Source organism: Anseongella ginsenosidimutans (assembly GCF_008033235.1).
GTDB lineage: Bacteria > Bacteroidota > Bacteroidia > Sphingobacteriales > Sphingobacteriaceae > Anseongella > Anseongella ginsenosidimutans.
Window position 1 is genome coordinate 1,443,269 of the sequence record NZ_CP042432.1, and the last position, 11,791, is coordinate 1,455,059.

The 11,791-nt window shown below is 44.8% G+C and carries 14 protein-coding genes; 5 read left to right on the plus strand and 9 right to left on the minus strand.

Annotation, left to right across the window (positions count from 1 at the left end):
• Positions 1–100 precede the first annotated feature (100 nt).
• Positions 101–952: an AraC family transcriptional regulator gene (locus FRZ59_RS06060; protein ID WP_132130449.1), complete on the plus strand. Its 852-nt coding sequence runs from the start codon at positions 101–103 to the stop codon at positions 950–952.
• Between the two features lie 6 nt (positions 953–958).
• On the opposite strand, the gene FRZ59_RS19905 is transcribed toward FRZ59_RS06060, so the two are convergent.
• The gene (locus FRZ59_RS19905; RefSeq protein ID WP_225975269.1) at positions 959–1,276 is read right to left on the minus strand and encodes a dihydrofolate reductase family protein; all 318 of its coding nucleotides are present in this window, start codon (positions 1,274–1,276) and stop codon (positions 959–961) included.
• Positions 1,189–1,479, minus strand: a complete 291-nt coding sequence (locus tag FRZ59_RS18900) for a dihydrofolate reductase family protein (protein WP_225975310.1) — start codon at positions 1,477–1,479, stop codon at positions 1,189–1,191. The genes FRZ59_RS19905 and FRZ59_RS18900 overlap by 88 nt, the downstream gene beginning before the upstream one ends.
• A 306-nt stretch (positions 1,480–1,785) precedes the next feature.
• On the opposite strand from FRZ59_RS18900, the gene FRZ59_RS06070 reads away from it, so the two are divergent.
• The 3 genes from FRZ59_RS06070 (at position 1,786) to FRZ59_RS20085 (ending at position 4,002) form a co-directional block, all read left to right on the plus strand.
• Positions 1,786–2,322, plus strand: a complete 537-nt coding sequence (locus tag FRZ59_RS06070; RefSeq protein ID WP_132130448.1) for a GNAT family N-acetyltransferase — start codon at positions 1,786–1,788, stop codon at positions 2,320–2,322.
• A 691-nt stretch (positions 2,323–3,013) separates the two neighbouring features.
• Positions 3,014–3,595, plus strand: a complete 582-nt coding sequence (locus FRZ59_RS06075) for a DoxX family protein (protein ID WP_132130447.1) — start codon at positions 3,014–3,016, stop codon at positions 3,593–3,595.
• A gap of 47 nt (positions 3,596–3,642) precedes the next feature.
• Positions 3,643–4,002: a DUF6438 domain-containing protein gene (locus tag FRZ59_RS20085; protein WP_449371689.1), complete on the plus strand. Its 360-nt coding sequence runs from the start codon at positions 3,643–3,645 to the stop codon at positions 4,000–4,002.
• 40 nt (positions 4,003–4,042) lie between these two features.
• On the opposite strand, the gene FRZ59_RS06080 is transcribed toward FRZ59_RS20085, so the two are convergent.
• A complete protein-coding gene (locus FRZ59_RS06080; RefSeq protein ID WP_132130446.1) occupies positions 4,043–5,512 on the minus strand; it encodes a serine hydrolase domain-containing protein in 1,470 nt (489 codons plus the stop codon).
• A 66-nt stretch (positions 5,513–5,578) separates the two neighbouring features.
• On the opposite strand from FRZ59_RS06080, the gene FRZ59_RS06085 reads away from it, so the two are divergent.
• Positions 5,579–6,397, plus strand: coding sequence for a helix-turn-helix transcriptional regulator (locus tag FRZ59_RS06085; protein ID WP_132130445.1), 819 nt, complete (start codon positions 5,579–5,581; stop codon positions 6,395–6,397).
• 335 nt (positions 6,398–6,732) lie between these two features.
• Here the strand turns inward: FRZ59_RS06085 and FRZ59_RS19910 are convergent, their stop codons facing one another.
• From FRZ59_RS19910 to istA, 6 genes are all read right to left on the minus strand, one after another.
• A complete protein-coding gene (locus tag FRZ59_RS19910; protein ID WP_132130509.1) occupies positions 6,733–6,816 on the minus strand; it encodes a HepT-like ribonuclease domain-containing protein in 84 nt (27 codons plus the stop codon).
• Positions 6,789–6,995, minus strand: a complete 207-nt coding sequence (locus tag FRZ59_RS19915) for a HepT-like ribonuclease domain-containing protein (RefSeq protein WP_132130444.1) — start codon at positions 6,993–6,995, stop codon at positions 6,789–6,791. The genes FRZ59_RS19910 and FRZ59_RS19915 overlap by 28 nt, the downstream gene beginning before the upstream one ends.
• A 12-nt stretch (positions 6,996–7,007) precedes the next feature.
• Positions 7,008–7,289 (minus strand): nucleotidyltransferase family protein, encoded by a 282-nt coding sequence (locus FRZ59_RS06100; protein WP_132130443.1) that lies wholly within the window; start codon positions 7,287–7,289, stop codon positions 7,008–7,010.
• Positions 7,290–7,556: 267 nt separating this feature from the next.
• On the minus strand, positions 7,557–8,762 hold the full coding sequence (locus FRZ59_RS06105) for a hypothetical protein (protein ID WP_132130442.1): 1,206 nt from the start codon (positions 8,760–8,762) through the stop codon (positions 7,557–7,559).
• 398 nt (positions 8,763–9,160) lie between these two features.
• Entirely contained in the window at positions 9,161–9,922 is a 762-nt protein-coding gene (gene istB / locus FRZ59_RS06110; protein ID WP_147698247.1) for an IS21-like element helper ATPase IstB, read from the minus strand.
• 80 nt (positions 9,923–10,002) lie between these two features.
• Positions 10,003–11,559 (minus strand): IS21 family transposase, encoded by a 1,557-nt coding sequence (gene istA, locus FRZ59_RS06115; protein ID WP_147698248.1) that lies wholly within the window; start codon positions 11,557–11,559, stop codon positions 10,003–10,005.
• Positions 11,560–11,791: the final 232 nt, after the last annotated feature.

The following is an 11,791-nucleotide window of genomic DNA, read 5'->3' on the forward strand; positions in this document are numbered from 1 at the left end:
CGGGGAAAGCCCATTGAGATACGTGATTTGGTCAATAAAAAGCACTATTTGATCAATATTTTATTTATATTGGAGTTATAGGCATCAAAAAGATGATATCATGGGGTCTATTCAAGTTGAGCAGTTTAATCCATCCAGGGGCATCTCGTTCGATATTACCGTTTATAATTCCCTGGTAAGCGCCGGTCCGGCCGTGTTGAAGGTCCATGAAGATTATGAATTAACGGTACTTTACAATTGTTCGGGGAAAAGGATCGTGGGCAACAGTATCCATAATTTTTACGAAGAGGATATGTTTTTATTAGGGCCCGACCTGCCTCACTCGCTGATCGTAGATAATCCTGAAAGGAGCCGTGCGGTATGCATCCATTTCAGAGAAAATTCATTTGGACAGGATTTTTTTAATACCCCGCAAAACGCCAGCATTCGAAAGCTGCTTTCCAGAGCATCCCTGGGGTGTCACTTTGATGGTCCCCATGTGAATGAGATAAAGAAGAAAATAAAGCAGATAAGGATGCTGGATCCTTTTCATCAGATGATGTGCTTTTTAGATATCCTGCATGCGCTGAGCAACGTGAAAGACTATACCATATTAAGCAGCCCGGGATACCAGCCTACGTCAAAACGAAAGGAAGTTAAAAGGATTTCCCTGGTTAACGACTATATCCTGGAGAACTTTAATAAAAAGATTACCCTTGAGGAGTTATCTGAGCTGATAAATGTATCGCCAGCTACTTTTTGCCGGCTCTTCAAAAAATCAATGAACAAGAATTTTTCTGAGTTCATTACTGAAGTTCGTATTGGTCATGCCTGCAAATTGCTGATGGATTCCGACATGTCTATCTCCGAGGTATGTTACTTATCGGGGTATAACCATTTAACTCATTTCAATCAAAAGTTCAGGCAGCTGGTAGGAATGACACCTAAGGCTTACCGGCATAGCTTTTTATAGCTTTTTCTATCTCGTATAATATAGCAAAACTGTGCCGCAAGGAAACGGGCTGGACTTCTTAAGTGTCAGCAATTGATTGTTCTCCAGGGGATTGAAGGCGCTTTTCCCGTTGCCAAGGGCCATGGGGTTCAAAAGGAGATAGAATTCGTCAATTAATCCATGTTGGACGAGCGATGATACAAATGAATCGCCGCCGTAAACAATGATGTCCTTGCCGTCCTTCTTTTTCAGGTTCGTTATTTCTTCTGTGATATCGCCCCCGGCGATGGTTGCATTTTCCCATTTGCTGGCTTTAAGCTTATTGGAGAAAACAACCTTGGGGATACGCTTAAGAGTTTCCCGAGCGTGTAAAAATCGTCTTTGGGATTCTTTGCAACGTTGTCCCAATAGGGAATAAAATCTTCCGCCGTGTTTCTTCCCAGCAATATGTTGTCCACATTCACAAGGTTGTCCAGGCTAAGATTTGTCATTTCATCGTCCCATTTGTCGCCCAATGCCATGTTCATCTGTAATTTTAACTTTCTCATGATGATCAGTTTTTAGTTTATCAATACTCCAAAGGTAGGTGCTTAAGAACAACGGAAACGGGCCTTAAAGCGACATTGTAACGGTGCGAACACGACCTGATGCATGCGGCCGGTTATAAAAATGTTTATATTTGCCCCACATGGTATTTACTAACTCTCCATATCGCCTTTCAGATAGTGTGATTGCTTAACATGCGGTACGCTCCTGAGCTTATCTGCATGCTTTCTGGTTAAGTACGAATCACAAACGCCGGGCATCCCCGGCGGCTAAAATCATTTTATATCAATATTCAATAAAGACAAAAAATGTCAACACCACTTTATATCCGCCAGGAAACGCAGGAAGATAGATCTTATGTTTTTAAACTCATTGAAGCAGCATTTAAAAACATAGAGCATACGGACCACAAGGAACAATTTCTTGTGGAACGACTACGAAAGTCACAGGCGTTTATTCCTGAATTGTCTCTGGTTGCCGAGCTTGAGAAAAAGATCGTAGGCTACATTCTGTTAAGCAAAATAAAGATCAGGAATGAAGCTGCAGAATTTGATTCCCTCGCAGTAGCGCCTGTTGCGGTGCTTCCTGAATATCAGAACCGCGGCATCGGAGGTCTTTTGTTAACAAAGTCGCATGAGAGGGCAAGAGCGCTTGAATTTAAATCGGCCGTTTTATTAGGGCATGCTGACTATTATCCAAGATTCGGCTACAAAGAAGCAGCATCTTTCGATATTAAACTACCATTCGACGTTCCTTCAGAGAACTGCATGGCGATAGAATTAGTCGAACAAGGGCTTAGCGGGGTAACAGGTACTGTTCAATATCCGCAAGAATTCTTTGGATAAACAGAGGTTTTTGGGGTATGTAAAATAGCGAAAGCATTTTTACATACCCCTTAATCATTGTTTCATCACCTGCATGGGCATATCAGGACTCACCGCATACAGCCGGTGAAGAGCCAGGAAGGCGATCCAGGGCAAACAGGTAATAGTTACCATAATTTTTTTTCATACTTTGAAATACACAGTTCGCTGCTTAACTCTGTATTTCAAAGTCCTTTTACGACTGAAGTAAATTCGGCAATATGAAGACCTCAAGAACAAAATTTGTCGTGATTTTTCTTGCTTCCGCGTTTGTCTTTCAGTTTATCTCTAATTCACTATTGGGCCCCGAAGCAGGGCTCTTTCCTGTAAATGCTGATTGGTTCCCGGGAACCGGATCACCAATAGCCTGGAAGAGTACCTTGGCTACTATTTTATACCCTGTCAAATTTGTTTTAATAGGCCCATTGTCCTTTTTAGCTAAAGATCCGGACCCGGCGCCCCCGGTTTTGGTTTTCGCGTTTGCTTGCTACTGGACAGCCATGGCATTAGTTCTTCATTATCTTCTCAATAAAATATTGGCTCGTATAAAGTCATGAACAAACTTGAAGAAATATATTATGAAGCAAAGTCTGACAAATGGTTTAAACGGTTTGCCACCTTTTGTCGCATCGCCCTGGCAGCAAGCTTTCTGCCTTCAGGCTTCGTAAAGATCATGGGCGAACGCTTCGCCAGTGGTTTGCCGTCCAATAATCCCTTAGGGCATTACTTCGATGCATTATATCTCACCGGGTATCACTACACCTTTATTGGAATTGTGCAAGTCTTAACAGCCATATTATTACTGATCCCAAGAACTTCCCTCCTTGGTATCCTGATGTATTTTCCGATCATCGTCAATATTTGTGTGCTGACTTATGCTACCCGCTTTAACGGTACCCGGCTTAATACCATGATGGTATTGGCAAGCTTGTTTTTATTAATATGGAACTATGACCGGTTAAAACAGATTTTGCCATTTCAGCCCCAAACAGATTCCCGTGTCTTAAAAAAACCATTAAATAAACGGATCCGACTCCTGTTTTTCGGAGGTTCGATCACCGTCTTAGCCTTTATCATTATTGGTACTTCCTATTTATATGAGATTGTGCCGGGCAACTCCGAAGCCGAATGCAGAAATCAATATGCTTCAAGCCAAAACCCCGCGGCTTGCGAAGTTTTCTGTGACTGCATTTATAAACAAGGTAAATCGCTGGATAGTTGTTTAGCAGCTTTTGAAAAGGCAAAGGAAAAATAGTTTTTGCGATACTTCCAAAGCGGATCACATTTGATGGTTACGGGACAATGGTGGAGGTGGACAGTTTGGGGCGCATTCGTTTTTTGGGATCGTACTATTCCCATGAAGAAAAAGAGCTGAATGGCCGGTTAAACGCTAAACAGCTGGCGCGATTAGTAAGGCAGGTCCGGAGCCTTCCATTGGACGAGCTGAAACCGAGCTACGAGGCCGGCTGGTCGTGTGCCCAAGCTTGCGACATTCATATTGAATACCAGGGCGGGGTCATTAAATCCTGCGCTTTCGGGTTTGATCGGGCACCAATCGCCTTGAGAATTCCTACTCTTATTACTAACGAAAAGTATTCGCCCATCATTAGGAAAGGCATTATGGTGCCCCGTGAAAGTCAGGGAGGTGCTGATATTTTTTGAGATTCAGGTATAGAATGTATCAATGTATAGGTTCCATTCATCATTCTTTCTTTACCGCTTGAAGAGTTCTCCTTCCATTGGATAATTGTAAAATATTGATATGCTCCGAATCCCCTTTTAGAAAATCGTAGTCTAACTGGTTAGGCATTATAAAGAACTTTGTTTGAGAAACAGGATACATTTTCTCCCACCTTTTTTCTCCTTTGCCTTTTATCTCAAGATGGTTGCCTGTTTTTCTTACGATAACGCTTGAATTGCTATCAAAAAAATATTCGCCGCAGTAAGATAATAGTACAGAGTCGGTGAGCGAAGCCAGCTTTTTTATTTTCGGCTGGTAGAAATTCGGCCAGTCGTATACCCTTGCGACACTATTCACGATCTCATCAATAAGTAAATAATTCTCCGAGTTGATCATGACCACCACGCCTTTCCCTGAATCAAAACTCGCATAGGCATCACTGCTGAAACCTTCATTGCCGCCATCGTGCCGAAAAAATTTTTCTTCTCCCTTTTTCTGAACAAAAAATCCGAGTGCCGACTTAGTTGAATCCAGGTAGGGGGTTAGCATTCTTTCAGCAAGTGCGTAATTAAGGAAGCTTTCCCCTTTGGGATGCAGTGAGCCCTGTATGGCTAACAGAAGCTTTGCCAGATCGGTCGGGGTAGTCCACAATCCATCCGGGGCTAGTTCAGGGTAGATGTGCCATCGTCCTTTAATAGCATCACCATCACCAATGTAGGCGGTGGCAGCGTCCTTTTGCAGTTCCTTTGGTAACGGTTGGGCAAAAGTGCTGTTTCTCATTTCTAACGGAGTGAAAACTACTCTGTCCATCAGTGAAACATATTCTTTACTGATGTTATCTTCCAGGATCTTTCTGATAATAACCGTTCCACCGCCAGAATATTGATATTTAGTATTTGGATATAAAACAGGTTTTACCGCTTCATTATTGGCTGGCATGCTTCCATTCAGTATCTGATTGATATCGGGGAGGTCATCGCCCGCTTTATACCCATCGAACCCGTGAACGTTGAAGCCTCCCGTATGACTTAGCAAATTTTGCAAGGTAATTTTCTTGTTAGCTGTGAAATCATTATCCGGGAACTCCCATGTTTTTAAATAGGCTCTGATATCCTGATCGAGCGATAATTTTCCTTCCTGTACAAGCCGCATTACGCCAACGGCATTAACAGATTTACTGATAGACGCGGCCTGAAAAAGAGTTTGTTCTGTGGCAGGCGTATTACTTTCGACATCAGCCAGGCCATAGGCTTTCGCCCATGCTATTTTGCCCCCATCGATAACGGCGACCGAAACAGCCGGCACATGATGATATTTCATCCTGTCATAGATCGTATATTTGAGTTCGGCGCTATCCTGCAATTGCACCCACGGTAGTAAGCTGTTTTCTACCTGGGAAATTTTCGGGTCCCCCTGGCCGCTGGCTGCGTACCCGGCTAAAATAAAGCTGGCGGCAATTAAATGGCGCTTTATAGATATATTCATTTGCATAAGCTGTCTTTAGAGCAAGAATCGGTAAATTGGCTATTCTAAAATAGAATGAAATTAGCGTAAGCGATGCACGATCTAATACCAGAATACAAGAACTTACTTGCGGGACAATACTCAGGCCAGGTCACGGATGAACTGAAAACAGAGGGGATCATAGCAGTTGCCGCCCGCTACTCCTCTGAAGAAAGCGATGCGCGCATGCACTCACATTGTAACGCCCACATTAGTTTTGTCCTGAAAGGCGGGAGCAGGGAGAAGCGAAATCAAAGCGCCTATGAAAGACACCCGGGAAGTATTGCTTTTTATCACAGCGGAGAAGTCCATCAAACCATCCCTGTTCTACCCAGTACCCATATTAATGTAGAAGTTGAAGATTGCTTTTTAAAGAAATTTGATATTCCGGAACATCTTCTTCAAAAAGCGGTCGACACGCATGTTGACTTACCTATGATCATGCTCCAGATATACAGAGAGTTGCTCTCAAAGGATGCCTTTACTCATTCTACACTGGAAATGTTATTGCTCGGTGTCCTCGGCAGCGTTCAAAAAAAAGAGAAGCAGAAAGTCCCATCGTGGATATTGATTGTAAATGAAATGATGAATGATCTTTGGGACAAGCAGCCAACGTTAAGTGATCTGTCTTCCGCAACAGGGGTACATCCCGTTACCATCTCAAAATATTTCCCTGTGTTTTATTCATCTACGTTTGGCGAATACATGCGTAAACTTAAAATAAACCGAAGCATTACGATGCTCGGACATTATTCACTTACAGAAATAGCCTATAAATGCGGATTTTCCGACCAAAGCCACTTTATAAGGAATTTTAAATTTTATTCGGGCTTTTTACCAAGTGAGCTGCAAAATAAAATAAGCAAGGATTAGGATAATGCTGCGCTGCATATCTATAACACCAAATCCGCGATTAAAGGCAAATCAGCCATGAAATGGTTCGAGATCTGCATCTTTGGGACACCCCAAAGGATGTATTCCACGTGCTAATAGTTCCTAAATTGGAGCTTACGGATTTTCTTTCTGGGTTGCGCTTATTTCAAGGCTGCCGCGGTTCGGACGGGACTCGGGAAAGTCGGTTGCTTGGGTGTTGGAGGTGGTTTTTGTTTGGGTGGGGGTGGTTTTTGGGGCGTTTTTTGATAGTCGATCTTATTCCTTATTCAACATAGCGTCAATCTGTTTCCCGAATACCGGTAGAATGTCCACCACTACCGCCCATACCGCCCAAGGTCAACGCCGATATAATCGTGGATTAACTTGTCCCTCATACCCGCGATTTTCTTCCATTCGATATCCGGGTAACGGACTTAAAATCAGGAGAGATCTTCCTTGATGCTTCGCCGATGATCTCAAAATTTCGGATCACCGCATCGGATACCATCCGGCTTTTCAGAAACTGGTCTTCGGAAAGTGCATTTGTGCATTCAAAAGTCTTCTGAATACACTCCCTGGATATGCCGCACGTAGACAAGGTCGTCCTTCATCATAAAATACGAATTAGGTCCTTATCCACATAAGGCTCGATGTGTGAAGATAGCGATCTTCGGGTAATCAGATCTACTTTTACGCCCAATATTTCAGACAATTCCTGTTCTAACCCGATCAGATCCAACAGATTCACCACCGCCTTGAAATCCACCAGAATGTCCAAGTCGCTGTCTGTTGTGTTTTCATTTCGGGCAAACGACCCAAATATGCCCACCATCGCTGGCTTGTGAGGGGCTAGCGTATGCAGGATAACATCTTTTTGGCTCGCGGTGATCATTTATCAAAATTACTCAAATATCGGTTAGATAACAATATCCGTTCCGTTTCCTTGGTTACGTTTTGGAAAGGCCATTTCATCCGTGCCTTATTATTATACAGGTCTGAAATGGCGTGCAGGCGAAAAATCGCCAGAAATACTTATAAATGATGTCCCGGCCAGGCACGTACCGGAAGTAGTTCGTCTGGTTGAAGTCTATTACGTTACTTTCTAAAAAGAAATCGATGTGAATCCACTAGTAACTCGGTTCCTATATATCGAAGAGATTTACGATGGAGTGTGCCCAGTAGTCTTCGGTAGGTTTTCGATCAATAGAACCATATTCTTGAAAATTTCTTTGCACGCTTCCAGCTCTTTATTCACAAACTCCTGTATCTTCTCAAATTTGTTGAATAACTCCTTTAACTCTTCTGCTTTATCTGAACTCTCGCGCCAAAGTCGGGAAAACGTAGCGACGTAAGTGCCGGTGATAAAAGGAGCGTCCGTCTGAAAATGAACTAATGAATGTCTGTAGGCTTGCAGCTCTTGATGTTCTTCGTATTTTCTTTTTAGAAACCACTTAAAGTGCTTTTCTTCAGTTATATGAGGAAATTTTTTCTCTAATCTTTCGATATTTTTTTCGCCAAAAAGGTTTGCAAATGATGGCGGGTGATGCTTTCCCGTTGAAGGGTTAAGAAAATTGGACAAAAGATAAGTTACTTTTTCGTAGAAAGTATATAATTCTTCAATAGCATTCTCCATAAAGTACAGGTATCGGAAGTCGTTATTGCATAATTCTATTGGATGTTGTTTTTTCCCTTCAAAGTAATATGCGCTTTCTGAATAGTGAGATTTATACCTGCCCCACATATTCAAATTGCCCACGCTAAACAAGATATTTCGATGACACTCTACGATTTCTTGAAAGAAATCGTAGCCTGTGTCTTTGGTCATAACCGCCGAGGAGTTGTCGGTAGTTTTCCATATTCTAGTAAAGAAGCTGTAGGCATCATCGCCGTCATATCGATATTGAAATAATAACTTTCCGTTGATGCTATCTAGTTCTTTTTCATATTGCCGATGGTACAGAAGAAGCGCTTTTTGTTCTTCATTTAGGAGGGTAATTCGTTGATAGTCAAAAGAACCGAAATCTGTCCAAACAGGGACTTGTATTGTGAAGGCAAGACTAACAGGCTTTGAATGAAAATCGATCCCTTGCTCATTAAATTCCTTGATATCTCCGTTCACCTTCACATCTATAATGAATTCTACATACTTATACCCATCCCGGTTTTTGTCTAAATTAACGATGTAATGATCCGACCAGTTAATCGTTTCGTTATCGGGTTCAAAATATGCACGTTCCACATTTCCTACCATTTGCGAAATGAAATGATGGTTTTTTCTTTCTTTCAGAAGCCTATTGAATAAGCCCCCACCGTTGATACTAAAGCTCTCTTTGAGGAAATTTAAACACTCGAGTTCCGTTTTCATTATTCTGTATATTAGTTCTTTGACAAAGATACCTTAATATTAAAAGCGATTTTTACCTACGAATTACTTTCAATATGTTTTCGATTTTTTTCACCCCGTCTTAACCATCTTGTCAATCAATCCCAAGCGGCCCTCCCACCTTTGTTTCGGATACCTACTATCCCGTCGCTTTGGCCTGTCCCGTGACAGGGGCCGCGGAACTTGCCCCTGTTGGAAGGTGGAAAAAGGTTATTTAGGATGCCCCGAAAAAGCTCACGAATCCCCATCAGCTGCTCAACCGGCCCGTTGTAATCGGTAAATAGAAGTGCAGAGTTTTTGGCAATTTAGAATACACAGTTTCGGCAACAATGCATGCAGAGAAATGGCAACAATGGTGCAGAACCGTGTGCAAATGTATATTAGTCGTCTGAGTTATCAAAGAAGGATTTCCTATTTTTCATTCGGTAACTATCACCTGATAGCTTGACGATCTCGCACCGGTACAGCATCCTGTCGAGCAAAGCGGTTGCAATAACTTCGTCATCAAGCATTTTGGCCCATTCCGCGGGCGCTTTGTTGGTGGTGATGATGATGGAAGCGGATTCATAAACCTGGTTGATGAAGTTGAAGAAAGCGACAGCGGTTTCCTTGTTCAGCGGGAATAGCATGATATCATCGATGACGATCAGGTTGGCCTTCATGAGCCTTCGGTATTCGGTATTTTGGGAAGGTACGGCGTCCTTTGTCTGCAGGGTATGGACGATGTCCTGCATGGTCCTGAAATAGGCGCTGTACCCGGCTCGGACCGCATCCAGGCATAGTCCGGAAGCAATCCGTGTTTTCCCTACTCCGGATGGCCCCATTAGCACGATATTGAAGAGCTGGTCGACCCAGTTCAGCTCACGGAGCTGGCCCATTCTTTTGGGGGGAAACCCGATATCCACGGAGGTGTCGAAGTGGTCAAGGTCAACCCCTTTTGGCAGCCCGGCAGTTTTCAGGCGTTTGAGTTCATCGCGCTGGGTGCGGTGTGCCGCTTCGGCCTTTAGCAGCTGCAGGGTGAAGGTGGCGTAGCCCATGTTGTTTTTTTCTGCCGCCTGCACGGCCTGGTCCAATGCGGGATATAGGGCCCCGAGCCTGAACTGTTCGCATAACTGTTTGATTTCCTGTTTTACTGATTCCATTTTTGTGTTTTTGTGTTATTGATAATTGACATCCTGTTGGTTTGCCGGCCGGGGTCCCTTGCCCCAGCCGGAGGGGCTTTTCAGAATTTTTCCAGCAGGTCATCGTAGTCGGCGATATCGCTCCTGTCGGGCTGGATATCGGCCCCGGCGATCCTGCCACCGCCCAGGGGGTTCATCCGTATCACCTTGGTTTCACGCTTCTTCGATTGACCCTGCAGTTTTGCCGACACGGCCTTGAAGTCGGCAGCGCCATTGATTCCGTGTGCCACGCAGTATTCCAGGGTAGCGGCAGTGACCTGCAGCTCTAGTGTACTTACCGTTTCTACCAAAGACTGGACCTGATCGCGGATGTACCGGGGTTTGCTGTCTTTGACTATTTTAATCCATGCCAGGGCCGCATCGTGGTCGGGCATCATGGCGGCAAAGCTTTCCATCATTTCTGCGATGGCCGTGCTTTTGTCGCGCTTGTGGTCGGTAAGGATGATTTTCTGTCCTTTCAGCGGGGAGATCCTATGCACACACAAGAGATTGCCCTGTACTCCCAGCACGGTGATCCCTTCAGCGGAGGGCTTTATGGTTACGGTAGTTCCGGGCCCCTTGTAGGTGCCCAGCGGGACACTGTACAGGTTGCTCTTCCAGCTGATGGTATTGTCGCGCCGTACGGCATGCACGGGATATTCCGGCGGTGGTATGGCCACCGGGTACCAGGGGGAGAGGAAGGCTTGTTCGGTATCCAGTTCTTCACGCGGTACTTTGCCCGTGGTGCCGTGTGGCAGGTTGTTGGCCGTGCGGTGCAGCCAGGCCACCGTCTGGTCATTCAATGTCTCCAGATCCCGATAATAGCGGTTATACAGGAAGTTACGTTTGACATACTTAACCACGTTCTCCACCTTACCCTTGCTCTCGGGATCGGCCTTGCGGCAGGACCAGGTATTGATGCCCCGCTGGCGTACATAGGACCTGAACGCTCCGGTAAGAATGATATCCCCCAGGTTTTCTGAGACCATCATCAGCCGGTCCTGATCGTAGACCACTTCCCGCGGAACACCGCCGGTGAACTTAAAAGCCCGCTCGTGGGCATACACCAGCAGTTCGCAGGTGAAAGGGGAGTCTGAGAATATTACATATTTGTGGCGCGAACGGGACAATACGAACGTGAAGAACTGGACTTTCTTTATTTTACCCGTGGTGGTCCGCATGTTGTAGAACCCGAAGTCGGCCTGCCCCTGCTGTCCGTAGGGAAGCTCCTCCACGGCCATGTACTCCCGCACCGGGTCGGTACGCGGGATGTTGTGTTTGTCCCGCACGTACTGGACAAAATTAAAAACGGTTTTCTGGCTTACCCGCGGAAATCCGGCATGGTACTCCTTCGGCCAGTCGTGCAGCTGCGCGGCCGGTGTTTCCGGATGAAGTGACAGCTTTTCCCTGACGAAACCCTCGTAGGCATCAAGCACCTTCTCCCGCGTGCGGCCTCTCTCAAGCTCTTGGGTAAAGGCCCGCTCATCCATGGACAGCATCCGCTTGACCGTACGCCAGTTCAGCCCCAGCTCCATTGAAATCCGGCTGATCGAATGGCCCTCACGGGACATCTTGTGAATGTGATGGTACAGCATAATTTTGCTCAGATAATAATTCATTGTTCGCTTTGCTTTTTTGAGAAGCAAAGTTGCTTTATTCAAACCGCGGCATCCTCCGGTTTGAATACTTATCCTTGAAATTATTCTGCACTCATTGTTACCGAACTTCTGTATTTATTGTTGCCGATTACTCTGCACTCTTATTTTCCATTTTCTCTGCACTTCTGCTTACCGATTACACCCGTCGGTATCCGGGCAGATAAGGCCACCTTCAAGCATCTGGAAAAGCTCG

Excerpts from the sequence above, each read along its gene's own strand:
- FRZ59_RS06085 (WP_132130445.1), top strand. The coding sequence starts at position 5,579 with ATGCACGATCTAATACCAGAATACAAGAACTTACTTGCGGGACAATAC.
- FRZ59_RS06060 (WP_132130449.1), top strand. The coding sequence starts at position 101 with ATGGGGTCTATTCAAGTTGAGCAGTTTAATCCATCCAGGGGCATCTCG.
- FRZ59_RS20085 (WP_449371689.1), top strand. The coding sequence starts at position 3,643 with ATGGTGGAGGTGGACAGTTTGGGGCGCATTCGTTTTTTGGGATCGTAC.
- istB (WP_147698247.1), bottom strand. The coding sequence starts at position 9,922 with ATGGAATCAGTAAAACAGGAAATCAAACAGTTATGCGAACAGTTCAGG.
- istA (WP_147698248.1), bottom strand. The coding sequence starts at position 11,559 with ATGAATTATTATCTGAGCAAAATTATGCTGTACCATCACATTCACAAG.
- FRZ59_RS18900 (WP_225975310.1), bottom strand. The coding sequence starts at position 1,479 with ATGAGAAAGTTAAAATTACAGATGAACATGGCATTGGGCGACAAATGG.
- FRZ59_RS06105 (WP_132130442.1), bottom strand. The coding sequence starts at position 8,762 with ATGAAAACGGAACTCGAGTGTTTAAATTTCCTCAAAGAGAGCTTTAGT.
- FRZ59_RS06075 (WP_132130447.1), top strand. The coding sequence starts at position 3,014 with ATGGGCGAACGCTTCGCCAGTGGTTTGCCGTCCAATAATCCCTTAGGG.
- FRZ59_RS06100 (WP_132130443.1), bottom strand. The coding sequence starts at position 7,289 with ATGATCACCGCGAGCCAAAAAGATGTTATCCTGCATACGCTAGCCCCT.
- FRZ59_RS06080 (WP_132130446.1), bottom strand. The coding sequence starts at position 5,512 with ATGCAAATGAATATATCTATAAAGCGCCATTTAATTGCCGCCAGCTTT.
- FRZ59_RS06070 (WP_132130448.1), top strand. The coding sequence starts at position 1,786 with ATGTCAACACCACTTTATATCCGCCAGGAAACGCAGGAAGATAGATCT.